This window comes from Streptomyces sp. NBC_00569 (genome assembly GCF_036345255.1).
Taxonomy (GTDB): domain Bacteria; phylum Actinomycetota; class Actinomycetes; order Streptomycetales; family Streptomycetaceae; genus Streptomyces.
Genome location: NZ_CP107783.1, coordinates 8195235 through 8218746 on the forward strand (window position 1 = coordinate 8195235; position 23512 = coordinate 8218746).

Genomic DNA, 23512 nt, shown 5'->3' on the forward strand with positions numbered 1-23512 from the left:
GACTGGACCACTTGCGCCGGGGATCTTACGGAGGGCGGGGAGGGTTCGGTAGGGAGCGCGGGTAAGCGCTTGCCGGGTGCCGGGTGCCGGGTGCCGGGTGCCGGGTGCCGGGTGCCGGGTGCCGGGTGCCGGGTGCCGGGGGTTCGGGGGGCGGGCCGGGGTGGACACAGGGCGTGCCTGTTCACCCCGGCCGGACGTCACTCGTCCCCGGCGGCGGCCGACAGCGCCGCGGCCGGGTCGTGGGCGGCCGGGCCCGCCGGGAGCCACCGGCCGCGGTTCTCGCGGAACGGCCACCAGCGACCGTCGCGGCCGAGACGGATCTGTGTGCCCGAGTCGGCGGCCGTCCACCGATTGCGGGTCGCCCGCAACGACGGGCCCTCCCCGGCGTCCCAGGCCGCGTCGACAGCGGTACGCGCGCGTGCCGCTGTCTCCGCGTCCGGCGTCCACTCGTCCTCCAGGACGGACAGGCCCGCGGTGCCTCCGTGTTCCCATGCCAGCGCGGCCGCCGCGAGCCCGTCGCCGTCCCGCCCCGACCTCTTTGCGAGCCGTGCCCCGATCCACGCCTCGGGGGCGCCCGCGGCCAGTTTGGCGGCGTCCTGATAGGTCATCAATTCCTCATCCGGTGCGCGGAGTTCGTGGCCGGGAGCCAGCGCATCCGTCAGCATCCGGTGCGCCTCGGCGGCCGCCCGCGCCCTGAGGAACTCCAGCGCCGCCACATCCGTCCCGGGGGGCGGCTCCGTCTCCGTGTCAAGGGACGGTACGGGCCCCGCCGCGGACGGCGCCGGGGAAGTGGCGGGCAGCGGCGGCAGTATGCTCCCCGCCGCGAAGGCCTCCGTGGCGTCGACGCCGTCCGCGTCCACCAGCCCCTCGTCGGCCTCCTCGTCTGCAGTCCCGGCCGAGGCGGACGCGACGCTGCGCACCTGGAGTTCGTCGAGCAGCACTCGCTCGCCACGCCCGCGCATCAGCAGCAGTACGAACGGATCCTGGTCGAGGAGACGGGCCAGCTGATAGCAGAGCGCGGCCGTGTGGGCGCAGTGGTCCCACGCGTCACACGCGCAGCGCGGCTCCAAGTCGCCGATTCCGGGCAGCAGTTCCACACCAGCCGCCGCCGCGTCCTCGACCAGGTGCGGCGGCATCTCACGGTCGAGCAGCGCCGCGATGTGCCCCGCCCGCTCGACCGCCATCCCGAGGAAGCGGTCCCACTCCTCCTCGCTCAGCTGTTGCAGGAGCACGTCGGCGCGGTACACGGCGCCGCCCCGGTCTCCGACGACCGCGGTGACCCGCCCGGGCCGCACCGAGACCGCCCCCACGGACCCTGCGCGCGCGAGCCGGCGTCCCGCCTTCAGCTGCTGGAGGTCGAGAGCCGTGTCCTCCAGTGCCTTGAGCCAGGTCTGCCCCCACCACGACTGCGCGAAGCCGCGCCCCTGGACGGGCGCCAGCGCCGCGAAGACACGTTCCTCATCCGATACGCCGGCCCTCTCGCTGTTGCCCTCGGTGTCGAACAGGTCGTCGTCGTACTCGTGACGGTCCGTCATCGTGCGCCCCCTCGCAGCTCGACCAGATCGGCCAGTTCGGAATCGGTCAGTTCGGTCAGGGCCGCCTCGCCGGACCCGAGCACCGCGTCGGCCAACTCCCGCTTGCGGACCAGCATGTCGGCGATCCGGTCCTCGATCGTCCCCTCCGCGATCAGGCGGTGGACCTGCACCGGCCTGTTCTGCCCGATCCGGTACGCGCGGTCCGTCGCCTGCGCCTCGACGGCGGGGTTCCACCAGCGGTCGTAGTGCACGACATGCTCGGCGCGGGTGAGGTTGAGGCCCGTACCCGCTGCCTTCAGGGAAAGCAGGAAGACCGGCACCTCGCCCTCCTGGAAGCGCCCCACCATCGCCTCGCGCGCGGCGATGGGCGTGCCGCCGTGGAGGAACTGCGAGGGCACGCCGCGAGCTGCCAGATGCTGCTCGATCAGGCGCCCCATCTGTACGTACTGCGTGAAGACCAGGACACTCGCGTCCTCGGAGAGGATGGTGTCGAGCAGTTCGTCGAGCAGCTCCAGCTTGCCGGAGCGGCCGGGGATGCGCGGCGCTTCCTCCTTGAGGAACTGGGCCGGGTGGTTGCAGATCTGCTTGAGACCCGTGAGGAGTTTGACGATCAGTCCGCGGCGGGCGATGCCGTCCGCTCCGGAGATCTCGGCGAGCGTCTCGCGTACCACGGCCTCGTAGAGCCCCGTCTGCTCGGTGGTGAGGGACACGGCGCGGTCGGTCTCGGTCTTCGGCGGGAGCTCGGGCGCGATGCCGGGGTCCGACTTGCGGCGTCTGAGCAGGAAGGGACGCACCAGTTGGGACAGGCGCTGGGCGGCGGCTGGGTCCTTGCCCTCCTCCACCGCGCGCGCGTAACGCGTGCGGAACGTGCCGAGCTTCCCGAGCAGCCCCGGGGTCGCCCAGTCGAGGATCGCCCACAGCTCGGACAGGTTGTTCTCCACGGGGGTGCCGGTGAGCGCCACGCGCGCGCGGGCACCGATCGTCCGGAGCTCCTTCGCGGTCGCCGAGTGCGGGTTCTTGACGTGCTGTGCCTCGTCGGTGACGACCATGCCCCAGTCGACGCCAGCGAGTTGCGCGGCGTCGAGCCGCATCGTGCCGTACGTGGTGAGCACGAACTCGCCGGCGGCGAGGTCGTCCAGGCTGCGGCGCCCGCCGTGGAAGCGGCGCACGGGGGTGCCGGGCGCGAACTTCTCGATCTCGCGCTGCCAGTTGCCCATGAGAGACGTGGGACAGACGACGAGGGTCGGGGCGGCGGTCTCCGGTGCGGTCTGCCGGTGCAGGTGGAGGGCGATCAGCGTGATCGTCTTGCCCAGGCCCATGTCGTCGGCGAGGCAGGCACCGAGGCCGAGGGACGTCATCCGGGCCAGCCAGTTCAGGCCGCGCAGCTGGTAGTCGCGCAGGTCGGCGGACAGCGCGGCGGGCTGTCCGACGGGCTCCATGCCCTCCGGGTCGGCGAGCCGCTCCCGCAGCTCCGCGAGCCAACCCGTCGGGTGGACGTCGACGCGGCGGCCGTCGACCTCCGTGGAGCCCGTCAGGACCGCGCCGAGCGCGTCGATCGGCGTGACCTTGCGGTCCTGGTGCTCGCGGGCGCGCCGGGCCTCCTCGGGATCGATGAGGACCCACTGGTCGCGCAGCCTGACCACGGGACGGTTGGCCTCGGCGAGCCGGTCGAGCTCCTCCCGGCTCAGCTCCTGGTCGCCCAGCGCGAAGCGCCAGTTGAACGCGAGGAGCGCGTCCGCCGCGAGGAACGACGGGATGTCCCTCCGGAGCCGGTCCGGGTCCTTCCCTCCGGGTGGCCTCTCGTCCGGAGGGCCGATGACCGCGCGTGCGCTCAGCCGGCGCGCCAACTGCCGGGGCCAGTGCACGTCGACGCCCGCCGCCGCGAGGGCCCGCGCACCGGCGCCGAGCAGGTCGGTGATCTCCTCGTCCGCGAGATCCAGCGTGTCAGGGACGGCCGCCGAGAGCAGCGGCGTGAGGGGGGCCCAGGCGCGTGCTGCGCGCCGCAGCGCGAGCAGGGCGTCCATGCGGGCCCGCGGCCCGAACGCTTTGGCCGAAGCGCCCGGTGCCGCCCAGACCTCGCCGGCGTCGGCGACCAGCGCGGGGTCGCTGACGCTGTGCATCTGGAGCACGGCGCGGAAGGCGACGTGCTTCTCGTCCGCGGCTCCCGTCAGGTCCCGGTCGAGGCCCGGCACCTCGACGCGCAGCGAGATCCGCACGCCCGCGTCGTGTCCCGCGGCGACATCGGCGGCCCACGCGCGATGGTCGGGCACCTGCTGCGGTTCGGTCGCGGCGAAGGGCCGCGCGCCCGCCGCGAGGCTCGCCGCGGGCGAGCGGGGCAGGGTGTCGGCGACGGCGTCGAGGAAGGCGCGCAGCAGTGCCTCGGGCGCGGGGAGGCGCAGCGGACCCGGTCCGTCCAGGGGTGTCGCGTGGGCCTCGGGCGGCATAGCGGCGGCCAGTTCACCGACCCGCGCCAGGTCCTCGGCCCGTAGCGGGCCCGCGCGCCAGGCGTCGTGATCGGTCGGCGTGAGCCCGGGCAGCAGCAGGCCGCGCGCCGCGAACTGGAGGGCGAGCACGGAGGCGGCGCCCCAGAAGACGGCGGTCGGGTGCGCCTGCGCGGTGGCACGCGCGCGCGTGAGGACCGGCAGCGCGGCGCGTACGGGCAGCAGGACGGCGGGGACGGACTCGCGCTCCGCACCGGTGTCTCCGGGCACGGCGAGGCTCAACTCCTCGGGCGTGCCGGCCTCGGTGTGCGGAGGCCGTTCGCCGTCGGGGCGCCAGAAGGCGACTCGTCCTTCGCGTGCCGGGTCACCGGGCACGAAGACAGCGCAGCAGCGGACCAGTTCGGAGATCTCGGGGAGTGTTGCCACGGGACGCCTGTGGGCAGCGATGACGTATTCCTCAAATTTGACTACCGGGCGGAATCGCCGAGGGTACCCCAAGACTCCGACCGGTGTGCCGCATCCCAGGGTGACGCCGGTCACTCCTGCTCGAAGGGGTGTGGCTAGCCCCCCTTCGGGGGCGGTGCTACCCCCGCGCCCGGTCGGGTGGTGGCCGCATGGTGCCCAAGGCCGCCGATTTCTAGCTTTGTTGAGGTCGGGCCGTCACGTGAGCAGGGCGTCCGGACAGTACGCCTTTCCCTTCCCCCTGCCACTCCCACCGCCATGCCCAGAGACCGGAGACCTCGCCATGACCCTGGCCGTCGAACCCGTAGTGGACCATTCCTCAGGAGCGGCCGGGGCGCAGCCGCAAGGTAGCGAGTTCACGCCGTTGCTGCGCACCGTCAAGAGCCAGGATCTCCTGGAGCGGCGCACCGGCTGGTACGTGCGCAACATCGCGTTGAACGCCCTGTCCCTCGCCGCCGTCGGCACGGGCATGGCCCTCATCGGCGGTTCCTGGTGGGTCCTCGCGCTCGCGCCGGTCCTCGCGGTGCTCTGCGCGCGCACCGCCTTCGTGGGGCACGACGCCGGCCACGCGCAGATCACCGGAAACCGCGCGGTGAGCCGGGTCATCGGGCTCATCCACGGCAATCTCCTGCTCGGCATGAGCTACAGCTGGTGGAACGACAAGCACAACCGGCACCACGCCAACCCCAACCACATCGACAAGGACCCCGATGTGGCCGCCGACGTCCTCGTCTTCACGAGCAAGCAGGCCGCGACCCGCTCCGGCTTCCGCCGCTGGCTCACCCGCAACCAGGCCTGGCTGTTCTTCCCGCTGACCCTTCTGGAGGGCCTCGCCGTGAAGCTCTACGGCTTCCAGGACCTGCGCCGCCAGCCCCCGCGCGAGCGTGCCGTGGAGGGAATGCTCCTCATCGCGCACGTCATCGGCTACGTGACCCTGCTCCTGACCACCATGCCGCTCGGTCATGCCCTCGCCTTCGCGGCGATCCACCAGGCACTGTTCGGCCTGCACCTCGGTATGGCCTTCGCGCCGAACCACAAGGGCATGGAGATGCCCGACCCGGACGGCGAACGCTGGGGTCATCTGCGCCGACAGGTCCTCACCTCCCGCAACATCAAGGGTGGAGCACTGACCGACTGGTTCCTCGGCGGCCTCAACTACCAGATCGAGCACCACCTCTTCCCGAGCATGCCCCGCCCTCATCTGCGCCTGGCCCAGCCCCTCGTCAAGACCCACTGCCGCGACCTGGGCATCCCCTTCACCGAGACCGGGCTCGTCGACTCCTACCGGCAGGCCCTGCGCCACATGTACGAGGTCGGGGAGCCGCTGCGCATGGAGTGAGGCACTGTGCGGGTGGGCCGGTCGCCCCCCTGTGCAGCCCTGAGCCCCGGGTTTCCTCGCCCGGGGCTCAGGGCGTGCGCCCTGGCTGGGGTCACGCAGGGATCAGGGGTGCGAGTCCTCCGGAACTGCGCGAGGCTCAGGGATGCGTCAGGGTGGCGGCTCAGGGGTGTCTCAGGGTCGTGAACAGGAACCGCCCGGGCCGCGAGTCCGTTTCAGAGAGTAGAGGCGGGGGCCCGCCTCTCATGGCGAGGGCGGTTCGCTGCCCCCGAAGGAGGCGACGGAGATGTCGAGGAACGCGAAGATCGCCGCAGGAGGTGTGGCGGCCGGACTCATCCTGTTGATCTGGCTGCCCTGGTGGGCGTCACTCCTGATCGTGCTCGGGGTGCCGGCGGCGGCCTACCTGGCGCTGGACCCCTCCCAGCGGCGCAGGCTCCGCCGCGTCTCACGCAGGGAGATCGGCCGCTGACCGACGGTGCTACGGGCGGGTGGCGGCTGTCGCTTCCGTCGCCGAGCAGCTGTTGACGACGTCGCCGCTCGCCGGCCTGGCGATCGTGTGGTCGGCCGGCGGTCGCGTGCCGTCCTCCACCCACGCGGTGAGCACGTCGAACGCGGACCGGTAGCAGGGCAGCACGGGCCGCAGCCGGTCGGGATAGGTGTCGTAGAGGCCATCGGTGTGCGTGCCGTCCTGCACGGTGTACGAGCGGTGCAGGCGGCCGCGCCCACGGTCGTCGACCATCCGTCCGTAGACGTCGGCGTCGGCCGCGATCGGCAGCAGGGTGTCCAGGTCGCCCTGGAGCGTGATCAGCGGCTTGCCGATCCGCCCGCTCAGCGCGACCCGTGCGACGGCCCGGTGGACCGAGGCGGGGCGTGCCGCGTAGTCGTAGGAGGCGTCGGACGCACACGGAGCGAGCAGCTCGTCCGTCGTCGAACCCGCCGACGGGCCCGGGCACTTGGAGTCGTACGAGGGGTCGAACTCGGCGCGGTAGATCTTCTGCGTGATCCCCCAGTAGGCCTTCTGGTGGTAGGCCCACAGGAATTCCGACCCGCGCGCGAAGCCCGCGCGGTACAGATCGTCGGCGTCGGCCTCCCCGAGCCCGTAGGCGACGGCGGTCGGCAGTGACGTGAGCAGGTTCGGACCGTCCGCGGTCCAGAGGGTGCCCTCCCAGTCCACGCCTCCGTCGTACAGCTCGGGATGGTTCTCCAGCTGCCAGCGCGTCAGATATCCGGCGTTGGAGATGCCGGTCATGTAGGTCCGCCGCGGAGCCCGGCCGTAGCGCTGGGCCACGGCCTTCTTCGCCGCTCTGGTGAGTTGGGTGGTCCGGTCGTTCCACTCGACGATCGCGTCGCCGGGACGTTTTCCGTCACGGTAGAAGTCAGGGCCGGTGTTGCCCTTGTCGGTCGCCGCGTAGGCGTATCCCTGGGCCAGGACACGGTCGGAGATCGCCGCGTCCGTCGAGTACTGCTTACGGTTGCCGGGTGAGCCGGTCACCACGAGGCCGCCGTTCCAGTGGTCGGGCAGCCTGATCACGAACTGGGCGTCGTGCTGCCAGCCGTGCGTCGCGTTCGACGTGGAGTCGTCCGGGAAGTACCCGTCGATCTGCGAGCCAGGGACACCGGTCGGGTTGCGGGTCCCCTTCGCGGTGAGGCCCGCCTGGTCGGCGGTGTCGGTGTACGGGGTTCCGGCCAGGGCCGCAGTCGTCAAGTCGTCGAGGCAGGCGCTCTGTTGAAGGGCGGCACCCGGGACGTGCACCCGCTCCTGGCGCGCGCAGTGCGCCGAGCCTCCGCCGCTCTCCGCGGCGGCCCCCGCGGGCACCGGCCCCGAGGCGGCCAGCGCGAGCAGAGCTGTGGCGAAGAGGGGGACTGTTCCGGACACGCGCATGGTGAGCCTCCGCGACGACGAGGGACCGGCAAGGGTGAGGAGCGGGGCCATCGTGCGGGCGGGACCGGTCACCGGGCCATGGGCCGGGGCCACATGGGGGAGGGGAGCGGTATGTGGGGCGCGGGAAATACAGGGCGGCCTGCGCGCGGCGGGCCGGGTGGCCCGCCGCGGGAGAGGTCAGGAGGGGCGCACGGCCATCTTGTCGAGCGCTTCCAGGAGGCCGGGGAGCTCGGGGCCCCGCCCCACGGGCAGCACCTCGCCGGGCTCGTCGTCCAGGAGCACGAACGCGATGTCGTCCGTCCGGGCCACCATCGACCAGCCGGGGCCGTCGGCCCGGAGCGTCCGGGCATCGCCGGACGCGAACGCCGACCGGACACGGCCCAGGGGCGGCGGGCTGTCCACGTAGGCGCGCACCTCGGCGAGGACCCGCCGGATGCCGGCGTGCGGGGCCCGGCTGCTCTGCGCCTCGGTGTCGCTTCCGGAGGTGGTGGCCGTGGCGGCGTCGCCGGAATCGGTGGTGGTGGGGGCGGCCTTGCTGTCGGCGTCGGGGCCGTCGGCGTTCGTGCCGTCCGTCCCCTCCGCACCAGAGGCGTCGTCCGAGTCGTCCGAGTCGTCCGAGTCCTCCGTCAGAAACGCACCGTCGTCGATCTGCTCCCGCCAGGACGCCCACTGGAGGGCGATCTCGTCGGCACCGAGGCGGCGTTGGGCGGGTCCCCACGTCTCCGTGTTCGGAGGGGTGAGGGGCGGGCCGTCCATGATCTCGGGGTCGTGTTCCGGGTCGTGCGGGTCGGGGACGCCCGGCGCGGACACGGACAGGGCGAGCGGCCACCCCGGCAGGGCCGAGACCACCGTCCGCTCGTCGGGCGACAACTCGTACTCCATGCCGCAGTCCCAGGACGCGATGGCGACGGCGACCAGGGACACGTCGTCGATGACGACGGTCCAGCGCGCCCCCGCCCCGTCCTGCCCGAGTACGAGTCCGTACCCGTCGGCGAGAGGTGGGAGCCCGAGCGCGCCGCATGCCTCCGGGTAGTCGTCCCCGAGCACACTGGGGAACTTCGCAGGGGTCAGCAACACCGCCGTCAGTACGTACAGCGCGTCGTCCCCGGCGGCGACCGCGTCGTCCGTCCCGGCCATGCCAGCCTCCCCTGAGCTTCGTCCGTCGGCGCACCCTAACCAGTCGCGGTGGAGATCGTCGAGGGCGTTGAGCTGGAAATTCTCCCCGGGGACCCGGTGTGGCGCCCGCTGGGTGGGCCATGCCAAGATCCCGTGCGCACTTCGTGTGCCTTCCGTGGAGGGTCGACGGGAGTCGAGGTCAGCCGGCGGCGGGCAGGCCGAGCAGCGCCCGTGCCACCGACTCGGGCGATTCGTCGCGTTCCCGTGCCAGCGCGACGACCGCGCGGCACGCGAGCTCGTTGATGCCGAACGTCAGAGCCTCCGGAGACACCCAGGTCGCGGCCTCGGCGAGCCTGTCCTCGTCGTCCTCGACGGATGCCGACACATAGGTGGCCGCCGCCTCGAAGAGGTTGGGCGGCCGCTTGCGCGACGGTGCCGCGATGCTCGCGCCGGCCGGTGTCCGTGCGGCCAAGGCCTTGCGGAGTCTGTCGAACATGTACGCCACCTTCCCCCTGTGCGGTGTGCGACGGTACGTCACTTCCTCAACTTAGAGCGGGAGTTCGAGCGTCAGAAGAGTTTTGTCTCCGTGCGTGCTCGCAAGTCCGTGAGGGTGGAGCGCAGCCAGGTCAGTTCGGCCCGGCTGGTCGCGCGGGCAATGGTGAGGATGCCGCGGCGGAACGGGTCGTCCAACTCCTCGGCGCGCAGAGGGCGTTCACCCTCGTAGAAGAAGCTGGCCGGTTCCTCCAGGAATGCCAGTCTGCGCGCGAGCACGGTCGCCTGCGCCGCCGGGTCGTCGAGGTGCCGCAGGAACGCGAGGATCGTGAACCAGCGGTTCTCGTCGGTGATGTCGGCCCGGCCGGGCTCGGCCAGTCTGCCGCGGAGCTCCTCCCGGCCCGCTGCCGTGAGGTTGAGGACGTGGCGCTGGGCGGCGACCGACCCCGGCTGCGTCTCGCGGGTGAGCAGGCCCGCCTTCTCCAGACGCTTGATCGCCGGATAGAGCGTGCTCTCGGCGACGGGCCGTACGTGTCCGGTCAGTGCCGTGATCCGTTTGCGCAGCTCGTATCCGTGCAGGGGCGCTTCGTAGAGGAAACCGAGGATGGCGAGTTCCAGCATGCCCCCATTGTGCCGCACGCCCTCCGGGTTCGGTGTACATCGACCTAGTAATACATCGGTCCCGATGTATGCTCTACGGAGTGCCTCGTAAGGGCGGGGCTGTGCGGTTGCTGGGGAGAGGGAGTGGGAGCGCATGATGAAGCAGGCCCGGTTCGACGCGCAGGGGAGCTGTATCCGCTGGGTCGAGGCCGACGGGGACGGGGCTCCGCTGGTGTACGTCCATGGGCTGGGGTCCGCCTCGACCGTCTACCATGCGCACATCGCCGGACGGCCCGAACTCGCGGGCCGGCGTTCGCTGTTCGTCGATCTGCCGGGGCACGGCATCAGTGACCGGCCCGCCGACTTCGGGTACTCGCTGGACGACCACGCCGATGCTCTGGCGGCCGCTCTCGACGCGGCCGGTGTGTCCGGGGCCGAGCTCGTCGCGCACAGCATGGGCGGCGCCGTGGCGATCGTTCTCGCCCACCTGCGCCGCGACCTCGTCTCGCGGCTCGTGCTCACCGAGGCGAACCTCGACCCGTACCCTCCCCGTGTGGAGGGCAGCAGCGGAATCGCCTCCTACGGGGAGGACGAGTACGTCAACGGCGTCGGCCACGCGCGCGTGCTCGCCAAGGTCGGTCCTCTATGGGCGGCCACCATGCGTCTGGCGGACCCCCTCGCCCTGCACCGAACCGCTGTCGGACTCGCTCAAGGCACCCGCCCCACCATGCGGCGGATGCTCATGGACCTGGACATCGACCGGCTGTATCTCCAGGGCGCGCGCAGCGGCGAACTCGCGGACCGCGCGGGCCTCGAGGCTGCGGGTGTACGCGTGCGTACCGTGCCCGACGCCGGGCACAACGTCATGTTCGACAACGCGGAGGCCTTCGCCGCGGCGGTGGCGGACCACGTTCTCACGTCGCCCGGCACGCGTTAGCCCCGGCGCTCCGCCAGCGCCAGGAAACGGGCGTCCTCATCCACGTACGAGGTCATCCGCCAGCCCGAACCGGCCAGCAGCGAGCGGAGGTTCGGTTCGGCGCGCAGGTCGTCCGGGGTGAGCTCGCGGCTCTGTCGGGCGGCCAGTGCCGCTCGCCCGATGGGGTGGAACAGCGCGAGGAGTCCACCCGGGCGCACCACCCTCGCCAACTCCCGCAGATTCTCCTGGGGTCGGGGCAGGTGCGCGACAAGGCCGGAACCGAAGACGGCGTCGAGCGACTGGGACCGTACGGGTAGGCGCGTCACGTCGGCGAGCATCAGCGAGCCGGCGCGATCCCGTCCCGCCCGCGCGGCGGCCTCCAGCATCGCGGGCGTCAGGTCGACGCCGAGTACGGCCCCCGAAGGCCCCACGGCGTCCCTGAGCGCCGGCAGGGCGCGTCCGGTGCCGCATCCCGCGTCGAGCACCCGGTCGCCCGTGCGGAGCCCCAACTCGGCGACGGCCGCCTCGAAGCGCGGACCGTCGTCGGGGAACCGTGTGTCCCAGTGGGCCGCGCGGGCCGAGAAGAACTCCTGAACGTGCGTGTGGTCGTCGCTCATGACCCCATGATCCCTCGCGTGCGGGCGCGCATGGACGGGGGTGGGGGATCGAAAACTCCGCATGCGACCGATGAGAACCGGTGCGAACCGAAACCGCCGCATGCGCGGACGGTGCACATGTTCGAGCCTGACGCGATCGTTCACGCGCGTCTCTCTGTCATATTCCAGCAGCTTTCGAAACGCGCCCCTGTTGTGCGCCCCCGAGAGGTCTAGCGTCCCGGAGCCATGGGACACCTGGACCACGCCACCTTCGGCTGGCTTACCCCCGTGCTGTCATACGTGATGGCCGCCATCGGCGCCGCGCTCGGTCTGCGCTGCACCGTCCGCGCCCTCGGCGCCACCGGCCGTTCGCGGCGCAACTGGCTGATCACCGCGGCGTCCGCGATCGGCACGGGCATCTGGACGATGCACTTCGTGGCGATGCTCGGCTTCGGCGTCACCGGGACGGAGATCCGCTACGACGTGCCGCTCACCGTCCTCAGCCTGGTCGTCGCCGTGGCCGTCGTGGGCGTCGGCGTCTTCGCCGTCGGCTACAGCCGCGACCGCAACCGCGCCCTCGCCCTCGGCGGGCTCACCACGGGACTCGGCGTCGCGAGCATGCACTACCTGGGCATGGCGGCGCTGCGCCTGCACGGCCAGGTGCGCTACGACCTGCTGCTCGTGGGGCTCTCCGTCGCCATCGCCGTCGTCGCCGCGACGGCCGCCCTCTGGGCCGGACTCAACATCAAGTCGCCCGCCGCCGTCGCGGTCGCCTCCCTCGTCATGGGCGGCGCGGTGAGCAGCATGCACTACACCGGAATGATGGCGGTGAGCGTGAAGGTCGCGTCCTCCGCAGCGGCCCTGCCCGGGGCCACGGCGATGCAGTTCATCTTCCCCCTCGCCGTCGGCCTCGGGTCCTACCTCTTCCTGACGTCCGCGTTCGTCGCGCTGTCACCCACCACGGGGGAGCGCGAGGCCTCCGCGTCGGCCCAACGGCCCGTCGAGAGCGTCGCCCGCTGACGGTGGACCGGCGCCACGACCCTTCCCAGAACGAGCGCACCACGAGCGAGGAGGCCATGCGTACACCCCGTAGGACCCCCATCAACGGCGCGCCGCCCAAGCCCGCGCCCCTGGCGCGCGGACGGCGCGCGCACGCCGGACCGCCCGCGGAAGAGGATCACACGGTGGACGACCCGTCCGCTCCGACCGTGCCTCCCGCACGCGCGGCCGGCCGAGGACTGCGGCCCCGCACCGTACGTGCCAAGATCGTGTGCCTCCTGATGGTGCCCGTCGTCTCGCTGCTCGCCCTCTGGGCGTACGCGACGGTCACCACCGCCCAGGACGTCGCCCGCATGCGGCAGTTGCAGCGGGTCGACTCCACGGTCCGTGGCCCTGTGGCCGACGCTGTCGTCGCGCTCCAGGCCGAACGCACCGCGGCCGTGGCCTACGCCGCGAAGCCGGCGGCCGACCGCGGTGACGACCTGAGGAAGCGCACTTCGGCGACCGACAAGGCCGTGGCGAAGCTCCGCCTCGGCGACGGCAACACCGTCGCGGACGGCGCCGATCTGCCCGCCCGCGTCGGTGAGCGCCTGTCGGCGTTCGTCACCGGGACCGAGAAACTGCGCGCCGTGCGCAGCGCGGTGCTCGGCCGACGCACCGGCTGGGAGGGCGCGTACGGCCAGTACACGAAGACGATCGACTCGGCGTTCGCGGTGACCGGCGCGGTGACCGGGATCCAGGACGACCGTCTCGGCTCCGACGCGCGCGTGCTGCTCGAGTTCTCACGGTCCGGCGAGATGCTCGCCCGCGAGGACTCCCTGCTCGCCGCCGCGCGGCTCGCGGGCTCCCTGGACGGCGCACGGCTACGGCTGTTCACCGGAGCGGTCGACACCCGGCGGACCCTCGCCGAATCGGCCGTCGCCGACCTCCCGGCACCGCAACGGACCGCCTGGCGCCACCTCGTGGAGGGGAGCGCGTACGGCGACGTACACGCCGTCGAGGACAAGGCGCTCGCCGCCAGGCCCGGCAGTGCGGCGCTCGCGGCGGCACCCGCACTCACCTGGGACAGCGCGCACACGACCGTGCAGAACCGGTTCCGCTCGATCGAGACGGACGCCGCGCGCACGGCCGGGGTCCGGGCGGATCCGATCACCCGCGGACTGCTCACGCCCGCGGGTGCCGCGGTCCTCTTCGGCCTGCTGGCCGTCGCCGCCTCCCTAGTGATCTCCGTACGCATCGGCCGGGGCCTGGTCATCGAACTGATCAGCCTGCGCAACAGAGCCCTGGAGATCGCCCGGCGCAAACTTCCGCAGGCCATGCGGAAACTGCGCGCCGGCGAGGAGATCGACGTCAGCGCCGAGGCACCGGAAGGCCCTCCCGCCGAGGACGAGATCGGGCAGGTCGCCGAGGCGCTCGGCACGGTGCACAGGGCAGCCCTGCGCGCCGCCGCCGAACGCGCGGAACTCGCCAGCGGGATCTCCGGGGTCTTCGTCAACCTCGCCCGCCGCAGCCAGGTCCTCGTACACCGTCAGCTCGGCCTCCTCGACGCCATGGAGCGCAGGGCCGAGGACCCGAACGAACTCAGCGACCTCTTCCGTCTCGACCACCTCACGACCCGCATGAGGCGCCACGCGGAAAGCCTGATCATCCTCTCCGGAGCCGCCCCGGGCCGCGCCTGGCGCACCCCCGTCTCGCTGACCAACGTGGTCCGCGCGGCCGTCTCCGAAGTCGAGGACTACGCGCGCGTGGAGGTACGGCAACTGCCCGGGGCCTCCGTACAGGGCGCGGCTGTCGCCGACCTCACCCATCTCCTGGCCGAACTCGTCGAGAACGCCGCCCAGTTCTCCCCACCGCACACCAAGGTGAGAGTCAGCGGCGAACCCGTCGGAAACGGCTACGCCCTGGAGATCGAGGACCGGGGCCTCGGCATGGGCAAGGAGACCCTCACCGAGGCCAACAACCGCATCGCCCACTCCGAAGCGCTCGACCTGTTCGACAGCGACCGGCTCGGGCTCTTCGTGGTCAGCCGGCTCGCCCACCGCCACGGCATCAAGGTGCACCTGCGCACCTCGCCCTACGGCGGCACCACCACGGTCGTCCTGCTGCCCACACCCCTGCTGCACGCCGGAACCCCGGAGCGGGCGGACACCACCCAGGAACACGCGACGGAGCACCACTACGCGCGCGTGCCCGACCCGGAAGCACCCCACATGAACGGCAAATCCGTGCCCGCCCAGGGGCCGCGCCCCGCCATCGCCGCCGCCGTACACGCCGTGCCGGACGCCGACACGGCTCACGACGCCCCACCACCCCCGGGAGTCACCGCCCTGCGCCTGCGCAGGCAGCCCGCGAACAACGCGAACAACGCGGACGACACCGACGACGAATCGCCGGACGGACTGCCCAAGCGGGTGCGGCAGGCGAGCCTCGCGCCCCAGCTGCGCGAGCGGCCGGAGGAGCAGGACAGCGGCGCACAGCACCAGGAACCCGACGCACGGACGCCCGAACAGGCACGGCAGCGCATGGCGGCCTTCCGTGACGGCTGGGTCCGGGGCGGCGGCCGCCCACCAGGAACCGGCTCAGGACCCGTGCCCGGCCGCGACAGCACCGAAGGAGATCCCACATGATCCAGGACCCCACCATGGGCGCCGCGCCCCGGTCCGGAGAACTCGACTGGCTCCTCGACGACCTGGTGCAGCGTGTGGCCGAGCTGAGGCACGCGGTCGTCCTGTCCAACGACGGGCTCGCCGTCGGCGCGTCGAGCGGTCTCGGCCGCGAGGACGCCGAACACCTGGCCGCCGTCGCCTCCGGCTTCCACAGCCTCGCCAAGGGGGCAGGCCGGCACTTCGGAGCGGGCGGCGTCCGCCAGACCATGGTCGAGATGGACGACGGCTTCCTCTTCGTCGCGGCCGCGGGCGACGGTTCCTGCCTCGCCGTCCTCAGCACGGCCGACGCCGACATCGGCCTCGTCGCCTATGAGATGGCCCGCATGGTCAAGCGGGTCGGCGAACACCTCTACACACCACCGCGGTTCGCCGCGCAGCCGCCCGCCGCCGGATGACCGGACGGCCACGACGATGAACGATCACGGCCACAGGGACGACCAGGGACAGGGCAGCCCGGACAGGTCGGGCAGCCAGTGGTACGACAACGAGGCCGGGCCCCTGGTCCGCCCCTACGCGATGACCGGCGGGCGCACCTCACCCGGTCCCAGAGGGGTGCGTTTCGACCTGATCGCACTCGTCAAGCTCGACGACGCCGCGCCCGGCAAGGACGACGACACGGCGCTCGGTCCCGAGCACCGGGCGCTCATCGAGCTGTGCCGCACCGAGACGCAGTCGGTCGCCGAACTCGCCGCGGGCACCGACCTCCCCGTAGGGGTGGTCAGAGTGCTCCTGGGCGACCTTCTCGACATGGGTTGCGTCAAGGTCAGCCGGCCCGTGCCGCCCGCTCAGCTACCCGACGAAAAGATCTTGAGGGAAGTCATCGATGGCCTCCGAGCACTCTGAAGAGACGAACGCCGACAGCTCCGCCCTGGCTCTGAAGATCCTGGTCGCGGGCGGATTCGGCGTGGGCAAGACCACCCTGGTCGGCGCCGTGAGCGAGATCCGACCGCTGCGCACCGAGGAACTGCTCAGCGAGCTCGGCCAGAACGTGGACGACACCGGAGCCGTGGAGCGCAAGACCACGACGACCGTCGCCATGGACTTCGGCCGCATCACCATCCGCTCCGGTCTCTCGCTCTATCTGTTCGGCACGCCGGGCCAGGACCGTTTCTGGTTTCTCTGGGACGAACTCTCGCAGGGCGCCCTGGGCGCCGTCGTCCTCGCGGACACCCGCCGGCTGGAGGACAGCTTTCCCGCCGTGGACTACTTCGAGCATCGCCGCATCCCGTTCGTGGTGGCGGTCAACTGCTTCACGAACGCGCGTGCTTACGGTGCCCTCGAGGTGTCGCGTGCCCTCGACCTCGACCGCGGGACCCCCGTCGTGCTGTGCGACGCCCGCGACCGCGACTCGGGGAAGGAGGTGCTGATCCGGCTCGTCGAGTACGCCGGGCGGATGCACACCGCCCGGCTCCTCGACTCCGTGGGCTGAGGTGCGACGCCGTCAGTCGGTGAGCCCCGCGAGGGCCACGACCTTCTCGATCCGCACGCGCACCAGGAGCTCGCCGGGCACGCCGTTGCGCTCGCCGAACTCCTGGGCGCGGTCCTCGCCCATGTAGCGCGCGCCGATCCTCGTGGCGGACTCCCGCAACTGCCCGAGGTCCTCGACGAGTTCGGCACGGCCCTCGATCACGGTGAAGGAGAACGGCGGCCGGTCGTCTTCCACGCACAGGGCCACCCGGTTGTCCCGGGCGAGATTGCGGCCCTTCACGGTGTCCTTGCCGGTGTTGAACAGGAGATCCTCGCCGTCGAGGACGAACCAGACAGGCGCGATGTGCGGGCTGCCGTCGGCCCGCACGGTGGACAGCTTGGCGGTACGGGTCCCCTCGGAGACGAACGCCCGCCATTCCTCATCGGTCATCTTGTGTGCCATGGGGTCATCCTGCTTGCCGAGATGCCGGGCGTGGGGAAGGCTGGCGAGACAGATCCTCCGGGTAGGGGAGCGATAGGGAATGGGGGAGTCGGGATCATGGCGGACAACGAGGGGCTCGGCTGGCTGCTGGACGACCTGACAGAGCGTGTCGAACATGTACGCCACGCTCTCGTCCTGTCCAACGACGGTCTGGTCACCGGAGCGAGCAGCGACCTCATGCGGGAGGACGCCGAGCATCTGGCGGCCGTGTCGTCCGGATTGCACAGCCTGGCCAAGGGATCCGGGCGGCACTTCGGTGCCGGCGGCGTCCGGCAGACGATGGTCGAGTTCGACGACGCCGTACTCTTCGTGACGGCCGCGGGTGACGGCAGCTGCCTGTGCGTCCTCAGCTCGGCCGAGGCCGACATCGGCCAGGTCGCCTACGAGATGACACTGCTCGTCAATCGGGTCGGCGAGCACCTCGGTGTGGGAGCCCGCCGAGCAGAAGGCTCCTGACCTGCACAAACGTCGAGCCAGTCGGAGTTATCCACAGGCTCAGCGGCGCGGGAGGGATCCGGGCTACGGTTTTTCCCGGGAGCGATCACGACTCACGGGGGAGATCAGACATGGGTGGCAACACGATTGCGACACCGGCCACGCGGGTACCCACCGCCTCGCTCGCCCAGAGCAGGGCGGCTCGCGAGCTGGGTCTGAAACGGGGCGAGTTCGAGCTGGCGGTACGACTCGGACGCGTCCGCACCGTACCGGCTCACGACGGCGGGCGCCGCCGTGTGGCCCGCGAGGAGATCGAGCGGGTGCGTGACACCGCGGGCTTCCCGGATTCGCTGCGGGAGCGTGTCCGGGCCGTGGGGACCACGGAAGGTGCGGGCCTCATGGACTTCACCACGGCGAGGTTCACCCGGCTAGCCCGCGCGGGGATGCTGACGCCGGTCCGCTTCTACCTCAATCGCTACCGGGCTGTGGTCTGGCTCTATCTGGCCGAAGAGCTACGGGAGTTCGCGACGGCAGAGGTCAACGCACCGCTGATGACGGGACGCGCACCCGACCGAATGCGCGCCCGCCTCGACGCGGGGATCGACCTCCGGCCCCGGAACTGGCGGTCGCGGCACGCGGGCCACCTGCTCGGGCAGAGCACCGACGCATGGGAGCGCGCCGCCGCCGTCGCATCCCTCCTGGACCCGGGGACGATCCTGGAACTCGTCAAGTGCCCCTACGAGCGCGGCTATCTGAGCAAACTGCGGCCCGAGTCGGCCGGTCACGGGGCGCCCGACTCGCCATCGGCACGCATCGCCGAGCGGATCATGACAGCGGACGACCCGCACGAGATCAGCCGGCTGAGGGCGAGCCTGCTGCTCAGCCTGGCGGAGGCGCGACGCCTGAGGCCCGCGCCGCGACCGAACGCGGGCACTTCCGTCGCCGCGGACCAAGAACGGCTCGCGCCGGCCACGTACTCAAATGGAGTGGCCCCGCCGGAGCCGGATGTCGAGGCGGCGGGAGTGGCCACCGGGGCGGGCGAGCAGTGTCCGGTCGTGGCCGAGCCACGCCGCCCGTCGCGCGGACTGCTCGGCTGGCTGCGCCGCAGAGGAGCTTGAACCGGGCCTGTGGCGGCGGCGGTTCGGGAGGATGGGCCTATTCGACGGCGTCGAGACCTGTGGCGTCGAGGTCGGTGGCGTCCAGATCTGTGGCGTCGAGGTCCTTGGCGTAGTGCTCGATGGCCGGCCGGTACGCGATGAGGTCCGCATCGCCGCTCGTCTCCGCGAGAACGGTGAGCAACAGCCGCATCCCGTCGTGCGCGCGACCCACGTTGTACAGGGCCATGGCCAGGAACGTCTGCAGGGCGTTGTCCCCCGGGAACTCGGTGACGCCGCCGCTCAGCGTGGCGACCGCCTCCGGGTAGCGGCCGAGAGTGCGGTACGTGCTGCCCAGACCGAGCAGAGCGCCACGCCGGTCGTCCGCAGTCAGACCGGAGCCGGCGAGTGCCCGCACGTAGTACGGAACGGCGTCCGCCTCGAGTCCGAGAGCGTCGTGGACCCAGGCCGTCTGGTACGCGATCTCGGCGTCGTCGGGGAACCGGGCGGACAGCTCGACCAGCTGCTCGCGGGCCTCCTCGCGCAGGCCGTCCTCGCGCAGCCGCACGGCCCGGGCGAGCGAGGCGTCCCGGTCGGCGGATCCGGTCACTCCCCGAGCTTCCGGAAGAGGCCCTCTTGCACCACGGACACGAGGAGGTGTCCGTCGGCGTCGTAGATCCGGCCGCGCGCCAGGCCGCGGCCGCCCGTCGCGATCGGGGACTCCTGGTCGTACAGGAACCACTCGTCCGCACGGAAGGGACGGTGGAACCACATGGCGTGGTCGAGCGAGGCCATGTCGAAACCGCGCTGCCCCCACAGCGGTTCCACGGGGATGCGCACGGCGTCGAGGAGGGTCATGTCGCTCGCGTACGTGAGAGCGCAGGTGTGCACGAGCGGGTCGTCGCCGAGGGGCCCGACCGCGCGCATCCACACCGCGCTGCGCGGCTCGGCGCTCTCGATGTCCTCGGGTGACCAGCCCAGCCGGTCCACGTACCGGATGTCGAAGGGCTGGCGCCGCGCCATGAGCTCCAACGTCTCGGGCAGCGCGCCCAGATGGGCTTTGACCTCGTCGGCGATCGTCGGCAGGGACTCCGGATCGGGAACCTCGCGCGCCGGCGGCAGCTGGTGCTCGAAGCTCCCGTCCTCGGGCTTGTGGAAGGAGGCGGTCAGATTGAAGATCGTGCGGCCCTGCTGCACGGCGGTGACGCGACGCGTCGTGAACGACCGGCCGTCGCGGACCCGTTCGACCTGGTACACGATGGGCACGCCGGGACGGCCCGGACGCAGGAAGTACGCGTGCAGCGAGTGCACGGGCCGGTCGCCCTCGGTGGTGCGGCCCGCCGCGACGAGCGCCTGGCCGGCCACCTGGCCGCCGAAGACCCGCTGCAAAGACTCCTGCGGGCTGCGGCCCCGGAAGATGTTGACCTCGATCTGCTCCAGGTCGAGCAGGTCGACGAGCCGCTCAGCCGGGTTCGTCATGCGTTGTTCTCCCATCTCTGCGCCGCGCTCCGAGCGCTGCGTCCGGGGTGCGCGACCGGGTCAGGACCTACAGCTGGCCGACATCCGTGACGCGGATGACGGCACGGCCCTCCGCGTCGGACGCCTCGAGATCGACCTCGGCGCCGATGCCCCAGTCGTGATCGCCGTTCGGATCGGCGAACGTCTGGCGCACCCGCCACAGGCCGTGCGCGGGGTCCTCCTCGATCCGCAGCAGCTTCGGCCCGCGGGCGTCGGGACCGGTGCCGAGATCTTCGTACTCGTCCCAGTACTTGTCCATGGCCTCGCCCCAGGCGTCCGCGTCCCAGCCCGCGTCGGCGTCCAGCTCGCCCAGTTCGTCGACGTTGTCGAGGGCGGCCAGCTCGACCCGGCGGAACATGGCGTTGCGGACGAGCACACGGAACGCGCGCGCGTTCGCCGTGACCGGCTTGACCTGGTCGGCCTTCTCCTGGGCCTCCTCGGCCGTCATGACCTCGGGGTTGGCGAGCTGCTCCCACTCGTCGAGAAGGCTGGAGTCGACCTGACGGACCATCTCGCCCAGCCAGGCGATCAGGTCCTCGAGGTCCTCGGACTTGAGGTCGTCGGGGACCGTGTGCTCAAGCGTCTTGTACGCGCCGGCGAGGTAACGCAGCACGATGCCCTCGGTGCGGGCGAGCTCGTAGAAGGACACGAACTCCGTGAAGGTCATGGCCCGTTCGTACATGTCACGGATCACGGACTTCGGCGACAGCGGGTGGTCACCCACCCACGGGTGGCTCCTGCGGTACACGTCGTACGCGTGGTAGAGCAGCTCGTCCAGAGGCTTCGGGTACGTGACCTCCTGGAGCCGCTCCATGCGGTCCTCGTACTCGACGCCGTCGGACTTCATCGCCGCGACGGCCTCACCGCGCGCCTTGTTCTGCTGGGCGGCGAGGATCTGCCGCGGGTCGTCGAGTGTCGACTCCACGACGGACACCATGTCGAGCGCGTACGACGGCGAGTCCTTGTCGAGCAGGTCGAAGGAGGCGAGGGCGAACGTCGACAGCGGCTGGTTGAGGGCGAAGTCCTGCTGGAGATCGACCGTCAGGCGCACGATCCGGCCCGTGGGGTCGGGCTCGTCGAGCTTCTCCACGATGCCGCCGTCGAGGAGCGAGCGGTAGATGGCGATCGCGCGGCGGATGTGCCGCAGCTGCTGCTTGCGCGGCTCGTGGTTGTCCTCGAGGAGGTGGCGCATGGCGTCGAAGGCGTTGCCGGGGCGGGCGATGACCGCGAGCAGCATCATGTGCGTCACCCGGAAGCGGGACGTCAGCGGCTCCGGAGCGGAGCCGATCAGCTTCTCGAAGGTGTTCTCGGTCCAGCCGACGAAGCCCTCGGGCGCCTTCTTGCGGACCACCTTGCGGCGCTTCTTCGGGTCGTCCCCCGCCTTCGAGAGCGCCTTCTCGTTCTCGATGACGTGCTCGGGCGCCTGCGCCACGACGAGGCCCGCCGTGTCGAACCCGGCCCGGCCGGCCCGGCCCGCGATCTGGTGGAACTCCCGCGCGCGCAGCGTCCGCACCCGCGTCCCGTCGTACTTCGTCAGAGCGGTGAAAAGGACGGTACGGATGGGCACGTTGACGCCCACGCCCAGCGTGTCCGTACCGCAGATGACCTTCAGGAGGCCGGCCTGCGCGAGCTTCTCGACCAGGCGCCGGTACTTGGGCAGCATGCCCGCGTGATGCACGCCGATCCCGTGCCGCACGTAGCGCGACAGGTTGCGGCCGAACTTGGTGGTGAAGCGGAAGTTGCCGATCAGGTCGGCGATCTTCTCCTTCTCCTCGCGCGTGCACATGTTGATGCTCATGAGTGCCTGCGCGCGCTCGACGGCCTGCGCCTGCGTGAAGTGCACGATGTAGACCGGGGCCTGCCGGGTGTCGAGCAGCTCGGTCAGCGTCTCCGTGAGCGGCGTGAGCCGGTACTCGTAGGACAGGGGAACCGGACGCGTCGCGGAGCTGACCACGGACGTGGGGCGGCCGGTGCGCCGCGTCAGGTCCTTCTCGAACATGGCGACGTCGCCGAGCGTCGCCGACATGAGGATGAACTGCGCCTGGGGGAGTTCGAGCAGGGGAATCTGCCAGGCCCAGCCGCGGTCGCCCTCCGCGTAGAAGTGGAACTCGTCCATCACGACCTGGCCGATGTCGGCGCGTGCCCCGTCGCGCAGCGCGATGGACGCGAGGATCTCGGCGGTGCAGCAGATCACGGGGGCGTCGGCGTTGACCGACGCGTCACCCGTGAGCATGCCGACGTTCTCCGTGCCGAAGAGCTTGCACAGCTCGAAGAACTTCTCGGAGACCAGCGCCTTGATCGGTGCCGTGTAGAAGGTGACCTCGTCCCGCGCGAGCGCCGCGAAGTGCGCACCGGCGGCGATCATGCTCTTGCCGGACCCGGTGGGCGTCGAGACGATCACGTTCGCCCCGGACACCACCTCGATCAGCGCCTCCTCCTGGTGGGGATAGAGGGTGATCCCGCGCTCCTCGGCCCACGACTCGAAAGCCTCGTAGAGGGCGTCGGGGTCGGCGGTCTGCGGCAGCTGATCGATAAGGGTCACGCCCCCATCTTGCCTGGCTTCCGACCCGATCCGGCAATCGGTTGCCCGTACGAAGATCACGAAAGGTACGCTGTGGCGCCGACGGAGCGTCAGGACGCGGTGGCCCGGGTGGGGACAACTGGGCACCTGCACAAGTGGAATGGGGCGGAACGCAGCCATGATGGGACCGGCACACTCGCTGTCAGGAGCAGCGGCCTGGCTGGGGGTGGGCGCGGCCGCGGCCGCCGCCGGGCACCCCATGCCCTGGCCCGTCGTACTCGTCGGGGCACTGATCTGCGCGGGCGCAGCCCTCGCCCCCGACCTGGACCACAAGGCGGCCACCATCTCGCGGGCCTTCGGCCCAGTGTCGCGCGGCCTGTGCGAGATCGTCGACAAGCTGTCGTACGCGGTCTACAAGGCGACCCGTATGAAGGGCGACCCGCGCCGTTCCGGCGGACACCGCACCCTCACGCACACCTGGCTGTGGGCGGTCCTCATCGGAGCCGGCGCCTCGGCCGCGGCGATCTTCGGCGGGCGCTGGGCGGTCCTCGCCCTCCTCTTCGTCCACATGGTGCTCGCCATCGAGGGCCTGTTGTGGCGGGCGGCTCGGGGCTCCAGCAGCGACGTCCTGGTGTGGCTGCTGGCCGGGACCAGCGCCTGGATACTCGCCGGAATCCTCGACAAGCCGGGCAACGGGTCGGACTGGCTGTTCACGCAGCCCGGCCAGGAGTACCTGTGGCTGGGCCTGCCCATCGTCCTGGGCGCCCTGGTGCACGACATCGGGGACGCGCTCACGGTCTCCGGCTGCCCGGTCCTGTGGCCCATCCCCATCGGCCGCAAGCGCTGGTACCCGATCGGTCCGCCCAAGATGATGCGCTTCCGCGCGGGCAGCTGGGTCGAGCTCAAGGTGCTGATGCCGGTGTTCATGCTGCTCGGCGGAGTGGGGTGCGCGGCCGCGCTCAACGTCATCTGAGCCGCCGCACACACCCAGCCC

Annotated in this window: 22 protein-coding genes; 11 read left to right on the forward strand and 11 right to left on the reverse strand. The window is 71.5% G+C overall.

What is annotated here, in order from left to right; all coding sequences use genetic code 11:
- Window positions 1-197: 197 nt before the first annotated feature.
- Together OHO83_RS36955 and OHO83_RS36960 are read right to left on the reverse strand one after the other, a co-directional pair.
- Window positions 198-1535, reverse strand: coding sequence for an SWIM zinc finger family protein (locus OHO83_RS36955; RefSeq protein ID WP_330280361.1), 1338 nt, complete (start codon window positions 1533-1535; stop codon window positions 198-200).
- Window positions 1532-4402: a DEAD/DEAH box helicase gene (locus OHO83_RS36960; RefSeq protein WP_330280362.1), complete on the reverse strand. Its 2871-nt coding sequence runs from the start codon at window positions 4400-4402 to the stop codon at window positions 1532-1534. Before OHO83_RS36960 ends, OHO83_RS36955 begins: the two co-directional genes overlap by 4 nt.
- A 319-nt stretch (window positions 4403-4721) precedes the next feature.
- On the opposite strand from OHO83_RS36960, the gene OHO83_RS36965 reads away from it, so the two are divergent.
- Window positions 4722-5777, forward strand: coding sequence for a fatty acid desaturase family protein (locus OHO83_RS36965; RefSeq protein WP_330280363.1), 1056 nt, complete (start codon window positions 4722-4724; stop codon window positions 5775-5777).
- Between the two features lie 283 nt (window positions 5778-6060).
- Window positions 6061-6243 carry a hypothetical protein gene (locus OHO83_RS36970; RefSeq protein WP_266667965.1) on the forward strand — a complete coding sequence of 61 codons (183 nt, stop codon included), beginning with the start codon at window positions 6061-6063 and terminating at the stop codon, window positions 6241-6243.
- Between the two features lie 9 nt (window positions 6244-6252).
- Here OHO83_RS36970 and OHO83_RS36975 read toward each other — a convergent pair whose 3' ends face one another.
- From OHO83_RS36975 to OHO83_RS36990, 4 genes are all read right to left on the reverse strand, one after another.
- Window positions 6253-7656, reverse strand: a complete 1404-nt coding sequence (locus tag OHO83_RS36975; RefSeq protein ID WP_266667963.1) for a tannase/feruloyl esterase family alpha/beta hydrolase — start codon at window positions 7654-7656, stop codon at window positions 6253-6255.
- Between the two features lie 177 nt (window positions 7657-7833).
- Window positions 7834-8793 (reverse strand): hypothetical protein, encoded by a 960-nt coding sequence (locus OHO83_RS36980; protein ID WP_330280364.1) that lies wholly within the window; start codon window positions 8791-8793, stop codon window positions 7834-7836.
- A 178-nt stretch (window positions 8794-8971) separates the two neighbouring features.
- Entirely contained in the window at window positions 8972-9268 is a 297-nt protein-coding gene (locus OHO83_RS36985; protein WP_266667959.1) for a hypothetical protein, read from the reverse strand.
- 71 nt (window positions 9269-9339) lie between these two features.
- Window positions 9340-9885 carry a PadR family transcriptional regulator gene (locus tag OHO83_RS36990; RefSeq protein WP_266667957.1) on the reverse strand — a complete coding sequence of 182 codons (546 nt, stop codon included), beginning with the start codon at window positions 9883-9885 and terminating at the stop codon, window positions 9340-9342.
- A 136-nt stretch (window positions 9886-10021) separates the two neighbouring features.
- Here OHO83_RS36990 and OHO83_RS36995 point away from each other — a divergent pair, with 136 nt between their 5' ends.
- Window positions 10022-10801: an alpha/beta fold hydrolase gene (locus tag OHO83_RS36995; RefSeq protein WP_266676168.1), complete on the forward strand. Its 780-nt coding sequence runs from the start codon at window positions 10022-10024 to the stop codon at window positions 10799-10801.
- Here the strand turns inward: OHO83_RS36995 and OHO83_RS37000 are convergent.
- A complete protein-coding gene (locus tag OHO83_RS37000) occupies window positions 10798-11397 on the reverse strand; it encodes a class I SAM-dependent methyltransferase (RefSeq protein WP_266667956.1) in 600 nt (199 codons plus the stop codon). The genes OHO83_RS36995 and OHO83_RS37000 overlap by 4 nt on opposite strands.
- A 225-nt stretch (window positions 11398-11622) precedes the next feature.
- Between OHO83_RS37000 and OHO83_RS37005 the strand changes: the two genes are divergently transcribed.
- Genes OHO83_RS37005 through OHO83_RS37025 form a run of 5 tightly spaced genes read left to right on the forward strand, consistent with a single transcriptional unit; the run spans window position 11623 to window position 16470 of the window.
- A complete protein-coding gene (locus OHO83_RS37005; protein ID WP_330280365.1) occupies window positions 11623-12396 on the forward strand; it encodes an MHYT domain-containing protein in 774 nt (257 codons plus the stop codon).
- 56 nt (window positions 12397-12452) lie between these two features.
- Entirely contained in the window at window positions 12453-15002 is a 2550-nt protein-coding gene (locus tag OHO83_RS37010) for a sensor histidine kinase (protein ID WP_266667952.1), read from the forward strand.
- Window positions 14999-15436 (forward strand): roadblock/LC7 domain-containing protein, encoded by a 438-nt coding sequence (locus tag OHO83_RS37015; RefSeq protein WP_266667951.1) that lies wholly within the window; start codon window positions 14999-15001, stop codon window positions 15434-15436. Before OHO83_RS37010 ends, OHO83_RS37015 begins: the two co-directional genes overlap by 4 nt.
- Before the next feature lie 16 nt (window positions 15437-15452).
- Entirely contained in the window at window positions 15453-15884 is a 432-nt protein-coding gene (locus tag OHO83_RS37020; protein ID WP_116500195.1) for a DUF742 domain-containing protein, read from the forward strand.
- Window positions 15865-16470 (forward strand): GTP-binding protein, encoded by a 606-nt coding sequence (locus OHO83_RS37025; RefSeq protein ID WP_266667950.1) that lies wholly within the window; start codon window positions 15865-15867, stop codon window positions 16468-16470. The genes OHO83_RS37020 and OHO83_RS37025 overlap by 20 nt, the downstream gene beginning before the upstream one ends.
- Before the next feature lie 12 nt (window positions 16471-16482).
- Here the strand turns inward: OHO83_RS37025 and OHO83_RS37030 are convergent, their stop codons facing one another.
- Window positions 16483-16911 (reverse strand): PPOX class F420-dependent oxidoreductase, encoded by a 429-nt coding sequence (locus OHO83_RS37030; RefSeq protein WP_266667949.1) that lies wholly within the window; start codon window positions 16909-16911, stop codon window positions 16483-16485.
- A 96-nt stretch (window positions 16912-17007) separates the two neighbouring features.
- Here OHO83_RS37030 and OHO83_RS37035 point away from each other — a divergent pair, with 96 nt between their 5' ends.
- The gene (locus OHO83_RS37035) at window positions 17008-17406 is read left to right on the forward strand and encodes a roadblock/LC7 domain-containing protein (RefSeq protein ID WP_266667948.1); all 399 of its coding nucleotides are present in this window, start codon (window positions 17008-17010) and stop codon (window positions 17404-17406) included.
- A 110-nt stretch (window positions 17407-17516) separates the two neighbouring features.
- The gene (locus OHO83_RS37040) at window positions 17517-18503 is read left to right on the forward strand and encodes a DUF6397 family protein (RefSeq protein ID WP_330280366.1); all 987 of its coding nucleotides are present in this window, start codon (window positions 17517-17519) and stop codon (window positions 18501-18503) included.
- A 37-nt stretch (window positions 18504-18540) separates the two neighbouring features.
- Here the strand turns inward: OHO83_RS37040 and OHO83_RS37045 are convergent, their stop codons facing one another.
- The 3 genes from OHO83_RS37045 to OHO83_RS37055 form a co-directional block, all read right to left on the reverse strand.
- On the reverse strand, window positions 18541-19089 hold the full coding sequence (locus tag OHO83_RS37045) for a tetratricopeptide repeat protein (RefSeq protein ID WP_266667946.1): 549 nt from the start codon (window positions 19087-19089) through the stop codon (window positions 18541-18543).
- Window positions 19086-19958, reverse strand: coding sequence for an acyl-CoA thioesterase (locus OHO83_RS37050; RefSeq protein WP_266667945.1), 873 nt, complete (start codon window positions 19956-19958; stop codon window positions 19086-19088). The genes OHO83_RS37045 and OHO83_RS37050 overlap by 4 nt, the downstream gene beginning before the upstream one ends.
- A gap of 67 nt (window positions 19959-20025) precedes the next feature.
- Entirely contained in the window at window positions 20026-22539 is a 2514-nt protein-coding gene (locus OHO83_RS37055) for a DEAD/DEAH box helicase (protein WP_266667944.1), read from the reverse strand.
- Between the two features lie 157 nt (window positions 22540-22696).
- On the opposite strand from OHO83_RS37055, the gene OHO83_RS37060 reads away from it, so the two are divergent.
- Entirely contained in the window at window positions 22697-23491 is a 795-nt protein-coding gene (locus OHO83_RS37060) for a metal-dependent hydrolase (RefSeq protein WP_266667943.1), read from the forward strand.
- Window positions 23492-23512: the final 21 nt, after the last annotated feature.